Here is a 16,862-nt window from a genome sequence, read left to right on the forward strand (position 1 = left end):
GACTCGGCTCATTCTTCGATGTAGCCGGTCGATGGGTCGACCTGGTCGAGGAAAGTGCGGATGGACCGGCGGTGCTCCTCGAACGTCGGGAATCGGATCGGCTCGGCACTCGGCCGATAGCCGTCGGGCGGGTGGGTGAACCGCGGTGCGAAGCCGTCGAATCCGTAGCCGGGGTTGGGGCCGGAGTCCCAGGCATAACCCGAGCGACCGTCCGGCGAGATCGTGACGGTGAAGATCTCGTCGTCGACGTTCAGAGTGAACGGTCCATCCGCTGGTGTGGGACGGTGATCGCTCCGAGGTTCGTCCGGATCGGTGGCTGAGGGCGAGGCGGTCATCCGGGAATCGCGGGTGGGCGGTCGGGGACGAGGTGGGTGGCCAGTGCGGTGCCGATGGGGATGGCGTTGTTGGTGGCGGGGGAGGTGGGGCCGTGGGTGGTGTAGACGATGATCGTGGTCTGGGTCTTGGTGTCGTGGAGGGCGATGCCGTCGTAGCCGCCGTAGGCGGGGTTCATGTAGAGCCAGTCGGCGAGGTGGACCACGCCGAAGGCGAAGTACTTCTCGGGGGTGAACGGGCCGAGGCCCGCGGTGGAGGGGCCCATCATCTGCTGGAACTGGTCGGGGGTGAGGCGTTCGCCGGTGGCCAGGGCGCGGACCCAGCGGCCGATGTCGGCGACGGGGGCGTTCATGTTGCCGCTGTGCAGGAAGGCGGTCGGGTTCCAGAAGGTGGAGTCCTCGAAGCCGTTGCGTTCGTTGGTGTACCCGTGCAGGTACGGCTCGTCGATCGCGGGATTCAACACGACCTTGCTGTTGTGCATGCCGAGCGGGATGAGGATGTGCTCGGCGATCAACTCGCCCAGGGGTTTGCCGGTCGCGTTCTGCAAGACCTCGCCGAGGGCGACGAGATCACTGTGCGCGTAGCCGAAGTCGGTGCCGGGCTCGAACAGCGGTGGACGGGCGTTGGCGCGTTCGAACAGCTGAGTCGCGGTCCACTCGCGGATCGGGTTCTCGGCGAAGATCTTCAGGAACTCCGGATCGGTCACGTAGTCGGCGATGCCGGAGGTGCTGTCGGCGAGCATGCGCGGGGTGATCTTGTCCGCGCGGGGGAAATCGGGCAGCCAGCGGGCGATCGGTTCGTCCATTTTCAGCACGCCGTCGGCGTCGAGGCGCCACAGCACGGTCGACAGCATCGGCTCCATCGGCTGGCCGACGCGCACTTTCATGTCGGGGGTCGCGGGGACGCCCAGCGGTGAGCCGCCGAACGCGCCGAGCGCGAGCTGTTCCTCACCCCGCCAGACGCCGTAGACGGCGGAACTGACACCGAGTTCGGTCACCTTGCCGCGCACGATATCGGTGATCGCCGTGGTCTCGGGACTGTCCGGCGGCGCGGTCGACGACCCGGAATCGCTGTCGGACCCGCACGCCGCGGCGGCCAGGACGAGCAGGAACGCGAGCACCGCGGACGCTCCGCGGTGCCCCCGATACCGGGGTGACACGCTCATGACGGCGATCCCTTCGTGGAAGAAAACTCACCCGAGCAGCGCAGTCGAATCTACGCCGCCCCCTTCCGCCGCGACAGCCCATCGGTAGGATCCTGCGAGGCGGGGCGGGCCAGGAGGGATGTGGCTGTGATCGAGGTGTGGGGTGCGCGCGTCGCGGTGCGATACGCGGACGGCAGGCTGGTGACGACACCGCTGCGGGCCGACAACGAGGCCGCGCTCGATGTCGGCGTGGCCGAGCTGGCCAGGATCGCGCTCGCGACGACCGACGACGAGCAGTTGGCGATGCTGCTGTTCTTCCGGTCGTCGGAGTTTCGCGTCAACGGGTCGGCGACCGACCGGCATCCGGTGCCGGTGTTCCTCGAGACCGGGCTACGCGAGCAGGCGCAGGTGCTGATCAGGGCGGTCGAACGCGATCTGATCAGTTTGCGCCGGGTGTTCCCGCCGCGCCCGAATCTCGTGCCGCCGCGCCCGGTTCCCGGCCCGAACGGTCCGCGGCGCCCGGACGTCTCGGCCGCGGCGGGCCGAATGCGCTTCGCGGGCAACTCGGTCCGCGAGATCGACATCCTGCACGGCTGCGCACGCCCGGACGAATACGTGCTCGAACTGGCTCAGGCGGGGCACGAGGGTGCGCCGGGACTGGTCGCGATCACCACGCTGCGGTTGCTGTTCGTCTCGGCGTGGGCGATCTACGAGTTCCCGGTCGCCGTGCTCACCGGCGCCGAGGTGCGCACCGTGCCGGGACAGGTGGTGACGCTGCGCGTGTCGGGCGCGGGCAGCGACCTGGACTTCCTGGATTGGGAGCCCGAGGATTTCGGCCGGGTGGCCGAGGCGCTGCGGCTGGCCTGCGAGATCGAGCACGTCGACGGGTCGATCTCGCCGTCGCTGCCGTCCTCGGCCGATCTGTTCGGTGAATGGCAGCTGCTGGTGGAGCGGCGCAAGCTGGGGATGGTCGCCGACGATCCGTTCCGGCGTCAGGCCGTGGGCATCATGCTGGCGATGCCGGGCTGAACACCGGCGCGCCCCGGTGCAGGGCCACCCGCCGCCACGGGCTCGACGGGCGCAGGTGCAGTCCGGCGATCATCCGCCGGCGTTCGGCGATCTGGGTCCTGGCGGCCGAGAGATCCTGCGCGGCGGCCCAGAAGATGGCGCCGGTGAGGAAACCGTCGCCGAACTGACGCCAGTTGCGGTAGTGCTGCCGGGCGCGATCCAGGCCGGTCAGCATGTGTTCCCAGGCCTCGTCCTCGGTGAGATACCCGGCGGTGCAGGCGGCGCGGGCGATGAAGACCAGCCGCGCCAGGTCCCAGGCGGTGGCGTCGGTCTGCAGCGGCGTCGGCAGGCTCTCGGTGATGCCGAGTTTGATGGCCTGCAGCCAGGCGTCGTAGTCGCGGTCGATGCCGGCGGGGCCGCGGTAGCCGCGGAAACCCGAGAGCGTGTGCAGGAATTCGCGATGTTCGTCGGCCAAGCCCGCGCGGTCGACCCGGCCGGCCTCGGTGGCCGCGGCCACCGCCAGCGGGTGGACCAGCTCGAACAGCGGCGCGTGCATGCCGGCGAGCAGCCTGCGGATGGTGTCGCGCGCGTCGTCGGCGTTGTCGACGCCCCACGATTCGTGCAGGCCCTCGATCGCGGTCTCGCGCCGGGTCGAGGTGCTGTCGTCCTCCTCGGGCAGGAACGCGACGCCGTCGCAGTACGCGCCCCAGCTGCGCCCGTAGTAGGCGCCGACGGCGAGTGCTCTGATCCGGTCGTCGTCGATCGCCGCGCCCGACCAGACGTCGGGTTCGTCGTCGATGTCGGGGCCGGGAAAGCCCGCGACGCGCGGCCGCTGCACTGATCCTGCCGGTTGCATGGAGCCACCCCTCCGCCGAGCCGAAACGTTGTGCCGCCAGATCTTACGACCGATTCCGCGCCGGGCGGCAGTCAGGCCTGGTCGGCCGCGGGGACACGCCTAGCTCGCCGCGCGCGGCACGTACATGATGATGGCGACCCCGACCAGGCAGACCAGCGCGCCGAGGACATCCCAGCGGTCGGGCCGGAACCCGTCCAGCGCCATCGCCCACAGCAGCGATCCCGCGACGAACACTCCGCCGTAGGCCGCCAGGATGCGGCCGAAGTGGGCGTCGGGTTGCAGGGTCGCGACGAAGCCGTAGAGGCCGAGCGCCAGCACGCCCGCGCCGATCCATGCCACGCCCCGGTGCTCGCGCACACCCTGCCAGATCAGCCAGGCGCCGCCGATCTCGGCGACGGCGGCCAGCAGGAACAGCAGGACAGAGCGCAGCACGGTCATGCCGCGACCCTACGAGTTCAGCGCCCGAAGGCTCGCAGCTGGTAGAGCCCGCGTGAGGTGGCGACCGTGGTGCCCGCGGCATCGGTGACGACGGCCTCGAGCACGAAATCGGCTTTGCCGTTGGCCGCGGCCTCGGCGCTGACGCGCGCGATCTCGTCCTCGCTCAGGGTGGCCTCCGCGCGCAGATCGCTGCGGGCCATCGCCCGGAACGAGATGTCGAACGACTTCACCAGCGGATAGAACGCCGAGGTGTCGAAACTGCCCGCGGTGATCGCACCGCCGAGCACCTCGGCGACGGTGAACTGCACGCCCGCGTAGATGGCGCCGAAGTGATTGCCGTTGCCCTCGCTCGGCACGGTGGTGACGGCGTAACCGCGCCGCGCCTCGAGCGCCCGGACGCCCATGGTCGCGGCCACGGGCACGGCCACCTCGATGGCGCTGTTGACGGTGTCGACCAAGTCGTCTGCGGGCATGGGCCGCGTCCTTTCGCGAAACGGGACCTCACTGTCCCGACGCCGTCAGGGTATCGACGGCGGGCGCGCGGCGGAGCGGTTCGTCGGTGGCCGGGGTTACCGTCGAAGCGTGACGGAGTACCGGGAACGCGCCGCGCGGCTGGATCGGGCCGTGGTCTGGACGCGCGCGGTGACCGCCCCGAGCGGCCCGGTCACGGTGTTCCCCGACGGCTGCATGGACCTGATCTGGACCGAGGGCACGCTGATGGTGGCCGGTCCGGACAGTCGCGCCGTCCACGTGCCCACCGCCAGGGCCGCGGAGTTCGTCGGTATCCGGTTCGCGCCGGGTATCGCGCCCGCGCTGCTCGGCACTCCCGCCGTCGAACTGCTCGATCGACGGGTCGACCTCGCCGAGCTGTTCCCCGGCCGCCGGGTCCGCACCCTGGTCGACCGGGTGGACAACGCGCCCGACCGCGTTGCGGCCTTGGAATCGATCGCGTTGCGATTCGCCGCCGAGACGGCACCGCCCGATCCGGCGCTCGCCGGGATCGTCGACTCCATCGCCGCGGGCGCGTCGGTGGCGCGGACGGCGGCCGCGGCGGGGATGTCCGCGCGTTTGCTGCACCGGCGCTCACTGGCCGCTTTCGGCTACGGACCCAAGACGCTGGCCCGTATTCTGCGGTTCCAGCGGGCGCTGGCGGCGGTGCGCGCTGGTGTTCCGGCGGCCGAGACCGCCGCGATCACCGGGTTCGCCGACCAGGCGCATCTGTCCCGGGAGGTCCGTGACCTGGCCGGATGTTCAGTTCGCGCGCTGCAGGCGGGGTGATCGCGCCGTCCGCGCCCGGAAAGTCTCATTCGGCAAGGTCGTACCGGCGAGTTACGCTCAGAGGGCACGCCCCGTCGTATGTGCCAGGCAAGTCCGAACCACCGACGAGAGGATGTGAACCCGATGATCGACGTATCCGTGTACTCCACGCTCCGTATCGAGGCCGAAAGAGACGAAGTCCGTCGACTTGTCGTCGGAGCGGTCGTCGTCCGCCACAACCGGGTGCTCATCCTCCGCCGCCGACGATCGGATTCGCTGAGTGGTCGCTGGGAACTGCCGAGTGGGGTCGTGGAGCCGGGGGAGTCGCTCGACGACGCGGTGGCGCGCGAGGTCTTCGAGGAGACCGGTCTCGAGGTCACCGGGATCAGTGACTACCTGGGCGAATTCGACTATCTGTCCGGTGGTGGCGCGCGCACCCGCCAGTTCACCTTCGTCGTCGATGTCGCCGCGACCGGGCCGGTGAGGCTCGCCGACCACGACACCCACCTGTGGACCAGGCTGACCGGCGAACCACCGGTCAGCGACGAGGTCCGCGAGATCCTGGGCCGCTATCAGCAGCGTCGGCGCGACCCGGGCGGCTGGTCGGCCTATTCGCTGGGCAACGGGGCGTAGAGGTCGATGCCCTGGCCGTCGGGGTCGGCGAGCGTGGCGTAGCGCTGGCCCCAGACGGCGTCCCACGGCGCGAGTTCACCGTGGTAGCCGGCGTCGACGAGTTCGGCCCAGAGCTTGTCGACCTCGGCCGGGTCGGCGCAGCGGAACGCGATGCCGCTGCGGCCGGAGCTGGTCGGCGGCTGCCAGCCGGGCGTGAACGAGGCGATCACCTGTTCGGTGTCCAATGCCAGCCGCAGGCCATTGCCGACGTGGGCCTCGGCGTGGACCTCGGACTCGGCGCCCTCGGGGAACACGAGCCCCAGTTTGCGGTAGAAGGCCACCGAGGCGGCCATATCGGAGACGACGATCGAGACGACATCGAGCTGAGGAGTCATATCCGCAGCGTAGACACCGTCGTGGGGAGTCGTCTTGAACGAATCGGACGTCGCCGCCGACGATCTCAGCGGGCAGGCACCGGCACCAGTTCGGCGATGAGATTGCCGATCAGGATCCGCAGGTGATCGCGAATACTGCGGACCACCTCGATCGGCTGCCCGGCCGGATCGGCGAGCACCCAGTCCCGGTAGCTGATCCCCGGGAAGTACGGACACACCTCGCCGCAGCCCATGGTGACCACCACATCGGACAGGCCGACGGCGTCGTCGGTGAGGGGCTTGGGCCGTTCCCCGGCGATGTCGATGCCGATCTCGGCCATCACCGCGACGGCGGCGGGGTTCAGCGCCGCCGCCGGGTCGCTGCCCGCGGTCCGGACGTCGATCCGGTCGCCCGCCATCGCCCGTAGGAAACCTGCCGCCATCTGCGATCTACCCGCATTGTGGACGCAGACGAACAACACGCTGGGAGTGTGGGCCATGGTCGCCCTTTCGGCGCAGGGGCGAAGTGCTTGTGGCGCTTCGGGTATCGCCGACCATCATTCCATCCGTCACGGTGGGTGTGGGGCCGACCGGCGACACTGTTGTCCGGCGGATGTCCGCCTCGGCCGCGTCAGCTCAGCGGGCCGAGCACCCGGTTCACGTAGTCGTTGGCGAACACGCCGGTGGGATCGAACCGGCGGCGCACCTCGGCGAACCGGTCCCATTCGGGGTAGCGGGTGCGCAGCGTCTCGGCGGTCTGGAAGTGCCGCTTACCCCAGTGCGGCCTGCCCTGGTACCGGTCGAACACCGCTTCGCACGCGCGGAAATACGGTTCCCACACCATGCCCTCGTACTGGTGCACGGCGATGTAGCAGGTCTCGCGTCCGCCGGCGGGGGACAGCAGCGCGTCGTCGGGGGCCACCCAGCGCACCTCGATCGGCATCGGGGTGCCGAATCGCTTGGTCACGTCGAGGATCTCGCCGATCGCGGCCCGCGCGTGCTCGCGCGGGATGGCGTATTCCATCTCGTTGAACTTCACCAGGCGCGGGGTCGCGAAGACGCGGTAGGACCGGTCGATCTTGCGATTGTTGCTGCCCGCCTTGGTCGCGAGCCGGTGGATCGCCGGGACTGTGGCGGGGACCCGTCTGCCCAGTTTGCACATGGTGTCGTACAGATGATTCGAGAGCAGGACGTCGTTGAGCCAGGCGCCCGCCTTGCCGCGCGGCTGCTCGGGCTCGACGCTGCGGTTGCTCGACTTGGTCATCGCCACCTCGGCGTGCGCGAAGGCGAAGAACTCGAAATGATCGCTGCCGTCGGCGAATTCGTCGAGATTCGCGAGCACGTCGGCGATCGGGACCGGTCGCTCGACGAGGTCGAGCACGAACGACGGCTCCAGCTGCAGGGTGACCGCGGTGACGATGCCGAGCGCGCCGATGCTGACCCGCGCCGCGCGCCAGCCGTCGGGATCGGTCTCCTCGTCGAGCTCGACCGTGGTGCCGTCGGCACGCAGGATCTGCACCGAGTGCAGCGCGGCGGAGATATTGCGCAGCTTGGCGCCGGTGCCGTGGGTGCCGGTGGCGGTCGCGCCCGCGATGGTCTGGGTGTCGATATCGCCCAGGTTGGGGAAGGCCAGGCCGTGCGAGTGCAGCAGCGGGCTCGCCGCGTGCAGGGTCAGGCCCGCTTCGACCCGGACGCGGCCGGTGGCGGTGTCGACGTCGAGCACGCGGTCCAGGCCGCCGAGATCGAGCAGGGTGCCGTCGGTGAGCACGGCATCGGTGAACGAATGGCCCGATCCCGCGACGCGCACGGTCCGGCCCGCGGCGGCGGACGCGGTGACGATCTCGGCCAGTTCCTCGACGTCGCGTGGTGCGGCGACGACGGCGGGTGAGCAGCGCTGCTCGCCCGCCCAGTTCACCCAGGTGCTCTTGGTCATGTGTCCAACTGTAGAGGATGGACTGTGACGCGCGCTACTCGTCGCGGGAAGAAGTACTGCTCAGCGGCGTCGGCCGAGGCAGCCGGCCGCCTTGGCGCGCTCGACCTCGTCATCGGTCAGCGGGGCCACGAGCAGCGGCCTGCGCGGTACCGCGTCGGTGCGCACGCCATTGAGGGTGATCGCCATATAGCGCTGCCACACTTCGGAATTCACCGGGCCGGCGAACTCGGCGAAGGCGTTCACCATGTGGATCAGCGCGAAGAAATCGGTGGTGGTGACGTCGGGGTGCACGGCACCCGCGTCGCGGGCGCGATCGATGATCGCGGTGACCGAGGGGCGGATCCGGTCGCGCAGTTCGGCGAAGCGGGCCGGGTCCTCCTCGAGTTCGAGCATCACCTCGCCGAAGCCGCGGTTGGTCGCCAGGTGCCTGCAGGCGTCCTCGAAGAACTCCACCAGGCCCAGCCATGGATCGGGGTTGTTCATCGCCGCGTCGGCGGCGTCGGCGAAGTCGACCATGTGCTGGTCGAAGACCTCGGCGATCAGTTCCTTCTTGTTCGCGAAGCGCCGGTAGACGGTGCCGACGCCGACGCCGGCGCGCTCGGCGACGTCGTCGAGGGTGATCTCCAGGCCGTGATCGGCGAATAGTTCACGCGCGGCCGCGACGATGCGCGCCTGATTGCGGGCGGCGTCGGCACGCAGTCGGCGGGGCGGTGAGGCGGTCGTGGTGGCGTGATTCACAGGTACATCCTACCAATCGACGGGATTAAGCGGAGGTGGTTTCTCCGTTAATCTGGTAGCTTCGAATGAAGCGGAGGCGGTATCTCCGATTATGCCACTCGCACCGAACCCAGCCGACCTACAAGGGGAGTTATGACCACCACACTCGAGACCGGGACGAAGAGTCCCGCGGCCGCGGACACCGGCCGCCGCGGGTCCCACGCCCTGCGCTGGTGGGTGCTTGCCGTTCTCGGCATCGCCCAGCTGATGGTCGTGCTGGACGCGACGATCGTGAACATCGCCCTGCCCGCGGCCCAGGCCGACCTCGGCTTCGGCGACGGTGACCGGCAGTGGGTCATCACCGGCTACGCCCTGGCCTTCGGCAGCCTCCTGCTGCTCGGCGGCAGGCTCAGCGACCTGTTCGGCCGCCGCAACACCTTCATCATCGGCCTGATCGGCTTCGCGCTGGCCTCGGCCATCGGTGGCGCGGCCACCAGCTTCGAGATGCTCGTCGCGGCCCGTGTCGGCCAGGGTGTCTTCGGCGCGCTGCTCGCCCCCGCCGCACTGTCGCTGCTGACGGTCACCTTCACCGAACCCGGTGAGCGGGCCAAGGCCTTCGGCATCTTCGGCGCGGTCGCCGGTGCCGGCGGCGCCATCGGCCTGCTGCTCGGCGGCGCGCTCACCGAATGGGCGTCGTGGCGCTGGGCGATGTACGTCAACCTGATCTTCGCCGCGGTCGCCCTGGTCGGTGCCGTGCTGTTGCTGGCCAAGCACGTCTCGACCACCCGGCCCAAGCTCGACTGGCCGGGCACGATCGCCGTCACCGCCGCGCTGTTCGGCATCGTCTACGGCTTCTCGCAGGCCGAGACCGAGGGCTGGACCGCGCCGTCGACCCTGGCCTTCCTGATCGGTGGCACCGTGCTGCTGGCCGCGTTCGCCTGGATCGAGACCCGGGTCGCGCATCCGCTGCTGCCGCTGCGCATCGTGGCCGACCGCACTCGTGGCGCGTCCTACCTGACCGTGTTCATCATGGGCATCGGGATGTTCGCGATCTTCCTGTTCCTCACCTACTACATGCAGCTGACCCTGGGCTACTCGCCGATCATGACCGGCGTCGCGTTCCTGCCGATGGTCGCGGGCATGGTGGCTTCCTCGACCACCGCGCCCTCGCTGCTGCTGCCGAAGGTCGGGCCGAAGGTCGTCATCAGCGGCGGCTTCCTGGTCGCCGCGGCGGGCATGCTGTGGCTGACCCGGATCGGTCTCGACACCGGCTACGTCACCCACATCCTGCCCGCGCTGATCCTGCTGGGCCTCGGCCTCGGTGGCGCGATGTCGGTGGCGTTCCAGGGCGCGACCGCCGGTGTGCACCACGACGACGCGGGCGTGGCCTCGGCGATGGTCAACACCAGCCAGCAGGTCGGCGGTTCCATCGGCACCGCGCTGCTGAGCACGATCGCGGCCTCGGCGATGACCGACTACGTGTCCTCGCACCAGCCGGGCCCGCTGACCATGGCGCAGGGCGCGATCGAGAGCTACACCACCAGCTTCTGGTGGGCGACAGCGACGTTCGTGCTGGGCGCGATCGTGATCGGTCTGCTCATGCCGAACACGGTGCCCGCGCCCGCCGAAGGCGAGCCGGTGCTCGCGCACTGACCTGCCGGAAACGCCACGACGGCCCGGACCGAGATCGGTCCGGGCCGTCGTGTTTCGCGTTCCCGGCGGGTGCCGCCGCGTGGGTGCTGGAAGTTTGCCCGAGTCCGCGCTCGCGCCGTCGTTGCGGGCGACCGCCCGTCCGGCTGTCGGTGCTTCNCCCGGCGGGTGCCGCCGCGTGGGTGCTGGAAGTTTGCCCGAGTCCGCGCTCGCGCCGTCGTTGCGGGCGACCGCCCGTCCGGCTGTCGGTGCTTCTCGATACCATGAGCAACGACCATCATCGGATCGGCAGGGGAGGGCAGCGCATGGCATCGCGGCCCCCGGCGCTCGATCCGGCCGTCCTGGCGGCGATCTCGGTGGGTGGTGGCCTCGGTGCGACCGCGCGTTTCGGCGTCGCGCAGTGGTGGCCGGTCCGGCCGGGGGAGTTCCCGTGGTCGACGCTGGCGGTCAACGTGGTCGGCTGCTTCGCCATCGGTGTGCTGATGGTGACGGTCACCGAACTGTGGGCGGCGCCGAAGCTGGTGCGCCCGTTCCTGGGAATCGGTGTGCTGGGCGGGTTCACGACTTTCTCCACCTTCGCCCTCGAGCTTCGTAGACTGATCGACGCCGGCGCGGCGGCCACGGCGGTGGCCTATCTCGGGCTGTCGATGCTCGCCGGGCTCGGCGCTGTCGTCGTGGCCATGGGCGCGACCAGGTGGGTGGCGGGGCGGACCACATGAATCCGACGACGGAAGGTGCCATCCGATGATCGAGATGTGGGCGCGGGGACGGGGAGGCCGGGCATGACGACGGCACTGGTCCTGGCGGGCGGAATGCTCGGCGCACCGGCGCGTTACCTGGTCGATCGGTCGGTGTCCGCGCGCTTTCCCACTGGGCTGCCGTGGGGCACGCTTGCCGTTAACATTGTCGGTTCGGCGTTGCTCGGCGGTCTGATCGGCGCGAGTGCGGGCAGTACGCTGCTCGCCTTCGCGGGAACCGGCTGCTGTGGTGCGCTGACCACGTTCAGCACGTTCGGTTACGAGACGATCCGTCTGGTGACCGAGGGCGCCTACGTGTATGCCGTGGGCAACGTCGTGATCAGTGTCGCGGCGAGCCTGGCCGCGGTATACGCCGCCGCGTCCCTTACCCAGTGGTTGTGCGCATGATCCTCATGACCAGCCGCGCGCAGCCGACACGGAAGGGAACACCCACCATGGCCCACGATCGCGCCGGACGGCCCGCCCGCCCGACCGACCTGGTGGACATCGCCCACCTGGTCACCGCGTACTACAGCCGGGTGCCCGATCCGGCCGAACCGAGCCAGCAGGTCGTGTTCGGCACCTCGGGACACCGCGGCTCGAGCGAGGATTGCGCGTTCAACGAGGCGCACATCATGGCGATCACCCAGGCGATCGTCGAGTATCGCGCCACCCGCGGGATCACCGGCCCGGTCTACCTGGCGCGCGACACCCACGCGCTGTCGGAGCCGGCCTGGACCACCGCGCTCGAGGTGCTCGCGGGCAACGACGTCACCGCGGTGGTCGACGCGCGCGACCGCTACACCCCGACCCCGGCACTCAGTCACGCTGTGCTGCGCCACAATCGGGGCGGCACCAAGCACCAGGCCGACGGCATCGTGGTCACCCCGTCGCACAACCCGCCGCGCGACGGCGGCTTCAAATACAACCCGCCGCACGGCGGCCCGGCCGACACCAAGGCCACCGACGCCATCGCCGCGCGCGCCAACGAACTGCTGCGCGGCGGCCTGGCCGAGGTCAAGCGGGTGCCGCTGGTGCAGGCACTGAGCACCCACGTCGAGCGCTACGACTACCTCGACCACTACGTCGCCGACCTGCCGAACGCGTTGAACCTGGACGCGATCCGGGGCGCGGGCATCCGGATGGGCGCCGACCCGATGGGCGGCGCGAGCGTCGACTACTGGGAGGAGATCGGGCAGCGGTTCGATCTCGAACTCGAGGTGGTCAACCCGTTCGTCGACCCGACCTGGCGCTTCATGACCCTCGACAGCGACGGCCAGATCCGGATGGACCCGTCCTCCCGGCACGCGATGGCGGCGCTGGTCGGCATCAAGGACGACTACGACATCTCCACCGGCAACGACGCCGACGCCGACCGGCACGGCATCGTCACCCCCGACGGTGGCCTGATGAACCCCAACCACTTCCTGGCGGTGGCGATCGAATACCTGGTCGCCAACCGGATGTGGTGGGACGCGCTGACCAAGATCGGCAAGACGGTGGTGAGCTCGTCGATGATCGACCGGGTCGTCAATGTGCTCGGCCGCGACGTCTACGAGGTCCCGGTCGGCTTCAAGTGGTTCGTGCCCGGATTGTTCAGCGGCAGCCTGGCGTTCGGCGGTGAGGAGAGCGCGGGCGCGTCGTTCCTGCGGATGGACGGCACCGTGTGGACCACCGACAAGGACGGCATCCTGCTGGCGCTGCTGGCCGCCGAGATCGCCGCCGTCACCGGGCAGACCCCGTCGGCCCGCTACGGCGAGCTCGAGCGCCAGTACGGCAGCCCCGCCTATGCCCGCATCGACGCCGCGGCCACCGGCCCGCAGAAGGCCAAGCTCGCCGCGCTGACCCCGGAGGCCATCACCGGCACCGAGATCGCGGGTGAGGAGATCACCGGCATCCTCACCACCGCGCGCGGCAACGGCGCGTCGCTGGGCGGGCTGAAGGTGACCACCGAGAACGCCTGGTTCGCGGCCCGCCCGTCGGGCACCGAGGACAAGTACAAGATCTACGCCGAGTCCTTCCTCGGCGCCGAGCACCTCACCCAGGTGCAGGCCGCCGCCGAGGAGATGGTGACCCAGGCGCTGAGCGAGTGAGCGCACCCGCCAAGGTCCGGCTACCCGCCGAGATCTGGGTCCTGATCGCGGCGGCGTTCGTCATCGCGCTCGGCTTCGGGCTGGTCGCCCCGGTGCTGCCGCAGTACGCGCGCGAGTTCGGCGTCGGCATCGCGGCGGCTTCGGCGATCGTCAGCGCGTTCGCCCTGATGCGGCTGCTGTTCGCGCCGGCCAGCGGGCGGCTGGTGCAGAAGCTGGGCGAGCGCAGGGTGTACCTGGCGGGCATCCTGATCGTCGCGCTGTCGACGGGTGCGTGCGCGCTGGCGCAGACGTATTGGCAACTGCTGGTGCTGCGTTCGCTCGGCGGCGTCGGCTCGACGATGTTCACGGTGTCGTCGATGGCACTGATCATCCGGGTGTCCCCGCCCGCCGCGCGCGGCCGGGTCTCCGGGGTGTACTCCACCAGCTTCCTGATCGGCTCGCTGCTCGGCCCGCTGGTCGGCGGCGCCTTGGCCGGGCTCGGGCTGCGCGCGCCCTTCCTCATCTACGCCGCCGCCCTGCTGATCGTGTGCCTCATCGTTTTCCTCGGTCTGCGGGAGTCGCCGGTGCTGGCGGCCGAGGAGAGCGCGGCGGCACCGGCGTTCACCTTCCGGCACGCGTGGTCCGAACCCGCCTACCGCGCGATCCTGCTGTCGAGCTTCGCCGGCGGCATCGCGGTGTTCGGCGTGCGCATGGCCTTCGTCCCGCTGCTGGTCGTGGAGACCCTGCACCAGGAATCCGGCATGGCGGGCGTGGCGCTGACGGTCTTCGCGGCGGGCAACGCGGCCGTGCTGTTCGTCTCGGGCCGCTTGTCGGACCGGTTCGGCCGCAAACCGTTCCTGATCGCCGGGTCGGCGATCTGCGCGCTCGGCACCGGGGTGCTCGGGTTCGCGCCGTCGCTGCCCTGGTTCCTGGTGGCCTCGTTCGTGGCCGGGGTCGGGTCCGGCATGTTCAGCCCCGCCCAGCAGGCGGCGCTGGCCGATGTCCTCGGCACCCGCTCGCGCGGTGGACCGGTGCTGGCGGCGTTCCAGATGGCGGCAGACCTGGGCACGGTGCTCGGGCCGATCGGGATCGGCTGGATCGCCGAGCACACCTCGTTCGGGGTGGGCATGGCCGTCACCGGCGGTGTGCTCGCGGTCTCGGCGACGGTCTGGGTGCTGACGCCCGAGCCGTCACGCATCCGCCACCCCGAGGACCCGGAGCATCTCGACCACGCCGGCGACGGCCTGGACCCGCAATGCAGCTGTGATGGCTGTCCCGACGGCGTGCCGGTGGTGCGCGCGGGGCTGGTTCCGCTGCGCAAGCCGCTCGACTCCGACACGCCGACTCGATAGATCCCCAGTTCAGCGGCACGATCGACCGCCCCGGCGGCACATCGCCGAGCACTCGAGGCATTGTGGACGGGTGAGTAGCGTCGGTTCCCAGCACAATCCCCGTCCCGTTTCCAGCAACACCACCTACGCCTTGGCCGCGGTGGCTGTCGTCGTGATCGGGCTCCTCGTGTTCGCCGCGTTCAAGTGGACCAAGCAGGCGCCCACCGAGGTCCGCAACGACGGCTACGGTGCCGTGCGCGACGCCGCCGTGCAGGTCACGACCACGCCGGAGGGTGTCATCCGCCTGGGCAAGCCCGACGCGACGAAGACGATCGACATCTTCGAGGACCCGATCTGCCCCGCCTGCGGCGTCATGGAGACGACCTTCGGCCAGGAACTCGCCCAGAAGATCGACGAGGGCAAACTGGCGGTGAACTACCACTTCGTGACGTTCCTCGACCCCCAGTCCAAGAGCAAGGACTACTCCACCCGCGCGTTCGCCGCGAATCTCTGTGTCGCCCAGGCCGGTTCGGGCCCCACCTACAGCAAGTTCCACGAGGCGCTGTTCACCACCAAGCAGCCCGAGGAGGGCGGCGACGACCTGAGCAACCCCGCCCTGGCCACCCTGGCCGTCGAGTCCGGCGCCCCCGAGTCGGTCGGCCCCTGCATCACCAACGGCACCCAGCTCGACGCCGCCCGCGCCGCCGCCAAGAAGAACCTCGACGACCTCGACGCCCGCACCGGCAACAAGGCCGCCACCCCCGCCATCTACGACGGCACCACCAAGATCGACTGGACCGACGCGAACTGGGTCGTGACCCTCGCCCCCTGACCCCACGTGAGGTTCGGCACATTCTACTCCGTCCCCACCCTCCCCGCCCCCCACGCCCGCCACTCCCGCCCCGCCCAGAACCCCACTTTTCCGCCGTCTACCAGCCGATTTGTTGTCGCCGAGAGGCATGGTGTAACTTCATTCAGGCAGCAGCGAGAGCGGCTGAAACAACAGAACACGGGGCTATGGCGCAGCTGGTAGCGCACCACACTGGCAGTGTGGGGGTCAGGGGTTCGAGTCCCCTTAGCTCCACTCGAGAAACAGGTCAGGCCCGGTCACAGACCGGGCCTGACCTGTTTCGTTGTGTCCGACCCGCGGTCACGCCACGTTGTGGTTGGGTCGTGGTTCGGCGGCGGCGAGTCGCCCGTTCTTGTCACAGTTCTCCCGGACGCACTGTCCTAGTTCTCGACACCGCAGGTACACCTGTCGAGACGAGGTTCGAGCATGGACATCAGCACGGGGCACGCCATCGAGACGATGGACGATCTGCGTCGGCATCTACAGTGGGCGATCGAGCTCGAGCACGCGACGATACCGCCGTACATGTGCGCGCTGTATTCGCTGGAGCCGGGCGCCAATGCCGAAGCGGCACAAGTCATCAGCAGCGTGTTCGTCGAGGAGATGCTGCACTTGGCACTGGCGGCGAATCTGCTCAACGCGGTAGGGGGCGAGCCCAGGCTCGACGCGCCCGAATTGCTGCCCGCCTATCCGCATCCGCTGCCGCACGGCGATCGATCGGTACAGATACAGCTCGCGCCGTTCGGTTCCGAAGCCCTCGAATTGTTCCTGAACATCGAACGGCCCGCCTCGGCGGACGCGCTGCCCGAATCCGACGGCTATCACACGATCGGGCAGTTCTACGCGGCCGTCGAACTCGGTCTCGTCACGCTGGTCGACACCCTCGGCGAGGAGGTCGTCTTCTGCGGCGACCCCGCTCGGCAGCTCAACGAGATGCACTTCACCAGTGGCGGCGGACAGGTCGTTCCGGTACACGATCTGAAGTCGGCGCTGACGGCGCTGGCCGAGATCGTCGAGCAGGGCGAAGGCGCGGCGCGGACCGAGGTGTGGGACGGCGAGAAGGACGTCTTCCATCCCGATCGCGACGAGGTCGCTCACTACTACCGCTTCGTCGAACTGAAGGAAGGTAAGCGGTTCCAGCTCGGTGATACGCCGCAGTCCGGGCCCACCGGTGCACCGATCCTGTTCGATCCCGGCAAAGTGCTGCCGATGCGCCCCAACCCCCGCACGGCCGACTATCCGGAGGGCAGCGCGGTCCGCCGCGCGCAGGTGGAATTCAACAACACCTACTGCCTGCTGTTGTATCTGCTGGAGGACACCTTCAACGGCAGCCCGTCGCAGATGCGGGAGGCGGTCGGGACGATGTACGCGTTGAAGGCCCAGGCGCAAGCGCTCATGACGATGCCCAGCGGTGACGGCCACACCACTGCGGGGCCGACCTTCGAGTACGTCGCGCCGCAGGATCGAGCGTGATCGAACGGCCTCGGCACCAGCACTGTCACAGAATCACCGCCTGCCCTGTCCTTGATACAGCGGAGTGTCGCTGGCCC

At 69.6% G+C, this 16,862-nt stretch carries 19 protein-coding genes and 1 tRNA gene; 11 read left to right on the plus strand and 9 right to left on the minus strand.

The genetic code is table 11. The features are described from left to right. Positions 1-8: 8 nt before the first annotated feature. Together V8688_RS09210 and V8688_RS09215 are read right to left on the minus strand one after the other, a co-directional pair. The gene (locus tag V8688_RS09210; RefSeq protein WP_342800615.1) at positions 9-335 is read right to left on the minus strand and encodes a hypothetical protein; all 327 of its coding nucleotides are present in this window, start codon (positions 333-335) and stop codon (positions 9-11) included. Next, positions 332-1,498: a serine hydrolase domain-containing protein gene (locus V8688_RS09215; protein WP_342800616.1), complete on the minus strand. Its 1,167-nt coding sequence runs from the start codon at positions 1,496-1,498 to the stop codon at positions 332-334. The genes V8688_RS09210 and V8688_RS09215 overlap by 4 nt, the downstream gene beginning before the upstream one ends. 120 nt (positions 1,499-1,618) lie before the next feature. On the opposite strand from V8688_RS09215, the gene V8688_RS09220 reads away from it, so the two are divergent. Continuing rightward, the gene (locus V8688_RS09220; protein WP_218717615.1) at positions 1,619-2,506 is read left to right on the plus strand and encodes a hypothetical protein; all 888 of its coding nucleotides are present in this window, start codon (positions 1,619-1,621) and stop codon (positions 2,504-2,506) included. Here V8688_RS09220 and V8688_RS09225 read toward each other — a convergent pair. From V8688_RS09225 to V8688_RS09235, 3 genes are all read right to left on the minus strand, one after another. Continuing rightward, entirely contained in the window at positions 2,484-3,323 is an 840-nt protein-coding gene (locus V8688_RS09225; RefSeq protein WP_218717614.1) for a DUF1266 domain-containing protein, read from the minus strand. The two genes, V8688_RS09220 and V8688_RS09225, sit on opposite strands and share 23 nt — an antisense overlap. Before the next feature lie 117 nt (positions 3,324-3,440). After that, on the minus strand, positions 3,441-3,779 hold the full coding sequence (locus V8688_RS09230; RefSeq protein WP_218717613.1) for a YnfA family protein: 339 nt from the start codon (positions 3,777-3,779) through the stop codon (positions 3,441-3,443). Positions 3,780-3,796: 17 nt separating this feature from the next. Beyond that, on the minus strand, positions 3,797-4,252 hold the full coding sequence (locus tag V8688_RS09235; RefSeq protein ID WP_342800617.1) for a DUF4442 domain-containing protein: 456 nt from the start codon (positions 4,250-4,252) through the stop codon (positions 3,797-3,799). A 109-nt stretch (positions 4,253-4,361) separates the two neighbouring features. Here V8688_RS09235 and V8688_RS09240 point away from each other — a divergent pair, with 109 nt between their 5' ends. Together V8688_RS09240 and V8688_RS09245 are read left to right on the plus strand one after the other, a co-directional pair. Beyond that, positions 4,362-5,057 carry a DUF6597 domain-containing transcriptional factor gene (locus V8688_RS09240; protein ID WP_218717611.1) on the plus strand — a complete coding sequence of 232 codons (696 nt, stop codon included), beginning with the start codon at positions 4,362-4,364 and terminating at the stop codon, positions 5,055-5,057. Between the two features lie 123 nt (positions 5,058-5,180). Next, positions 5,181-5,669: an NUDIX hydrolase gene (locus V8688_RS09245; RefSeq protein ID WP_342800618.1), complete on the plus strand. Its 489-nt coding sequence runs from the start codon at positions 5,181-5,183 to the stop codon at positions 5,667-5,669. Here the strand turns inward: V8688_RS09245 and V8688_RS09250 are convergent. The 4 genes from V8688_RS09250 to V8688_RS09265 all read right to left on the minus strand — a co-directional run bounded on the left by V8688_RS09250 (position 5,645) and on the right by V8688_RS09265 (position 8,693). After that, on the minus strand, positions 5,645-6,043 hold the full coding sequence (locus V8688_RS09250) for a VOC family protein (protein ID WP_342800619.1): 399 nt from the start codon (positions 6,041-6,043) through the stop codon (positions 5,645-5,647). The genes V8688_RS09245 and V8688_RS09250 overlap by 25 nt on opposite strands. Before the next feature lie 65 nt (positions 6,044-6,108). Continuing rightward, positions 6,109-6,522 (minus strand): heat-shock protein HtpX, encoded by a 414-nt coding sequence (locus tag V8688_RS09255; protein ID WP_218717608.1) that lies wholly within the window; start codon positions 6,520-6,522, stop codon positions 6,109-6,111. A 131-nt stretch (positions 6,523-6,653) separates the two neighbouring features. Next, the gene (locus V8688_RS09260; protein WP_316575792.1) at positions 6,654-7,955 is read right to left on the minus strand and encodes a D-arabinono-1,4-lactone oxidase; all 1,302 of its coding nucleotides are present in this window, start codon (positions 7,953-7,955) and stop codon (positions 6,654-6,656) included. A gap of 60 nt (positions 7,956-8,015) precedes the next feature. After that, positions 8,016-8,693: a helix-turn-helix domain-containing protein gene (locus V8688_RS09265; protein WP_316575791.1), complete on the minus strand. Its 678-nt coding sequence runs from the start codon at positions 8,691-8,693 to the stop codon at positions 8,016-8,018. Between the two features lie 132 nt (positions 8,694-8,825). Here V8688_RS09265 and V8688_RS09270 point away from each other — a divergent pair, with 132 nt between their 5' ends. The 8 genes from V8688_RS09270 to V8688_RS09305 all read left to right on the plus strand — a co-directional run bounded on the left by V8688_RS09270 (position 8,826) and on the right by V8688_RS09305 (position 16,785). Further along, entirely contained in the window at positions 8,826-10,325 is a 1,500-nt protein-coding gene (locus V8688_RS09270) for an MFS transporter (protein ID WP_218717605.1), read from the plus strand. Between the two features lie 302 nt (positions 10,326-10,627). Continuing rightward, entirely contained in the window at positions 10,628-11,041 is a 414-nt protein-coding gene (gene crcB / locus V8688_RS09275) for a fluoride efflux transporter CrcB (RefSeq protein ID WP_218717604.1), read from the plus strand. A 63-nt stretch (positions 11,042-11,104) separates the two neighbouring features. Next, on the plus strand, positions 11,105-11,467 hold the full coding sequence (locus V8688_RS09280; protein ID WP_218717603.1) for a CrcB family protein: 363 nt from the start codon (positions 11,105-11,107) through the stop codon (positions 11,465-11,467). A gap of 47 nt (positions 11,468-11,514) precedes the next feature. Continuing rightward, the gene (gene pgm, locus V8688_RS09285) at positions 11,515-13,152 is read left to right on the plus strand and encodes a phosphoglucomutase (alpha-D-glucose-1,6-bisphosphate-dependent) (protein WP_218717602.1); all 1,638 of its coding nucleotides are present in this window, start codon (positions 11,515-11,517) and stop codon (positions 13,150-13,152) included. Further along, entirely contained in the window at positions 13,149-14,483 is a 1,335-nt protein-coding gene (locus tag V8688_RS09290; protein ID WP_218717601.1) for an MFS transporter, read from the plus strand. Before pgm ends, V8688_RS09290 begins: the two co-directional genes overlap by 4 nt. A 70-nt stretch (positions 14,484-14,553) precedes the next feature. Continuing rightward, positions 14,554-15,294 (plus strand): thioredoxin domain-containing protein, encoded by a 741-nt coding sequence (locus tag V8688_RS09295; RefSeq protein WP_342800620.1) that lies wholly within the window; start codon positions 14,554-14,556, stop codon positions 15,292-15,294. Between the two features lie 179 nt (positions 15,295-15,473). Next, positions 15,474-15,546, plus strand: a tRNA-Ala gene (locus V8688_RS09300). 192 nt (positions 15,547-15,738) lie between these two features. Next, positions 15,739-16,785, plus strand: coding sequence for a ferritin-like protein (locus tag V8688_RS09305; protein WP_218717599.1), 1,047 nt, complete (start codon positions 15,739-15,741; stop codon positions 16,783-16,785). Positions 16,786-16,862: the final 77 nt, after the last annotated feature.

Origin of the sequence: Nocardia sp. No.11 (genome assembly GCF_038752175.1) — a bacterium.
Taxonomy (GTDB): domain Bacteria; phylum Actinomycetota; class Actinomycetes; order Mycobacteriales; family Mycobacteriaceae; genus Nocardia; species Nocardia canadensis.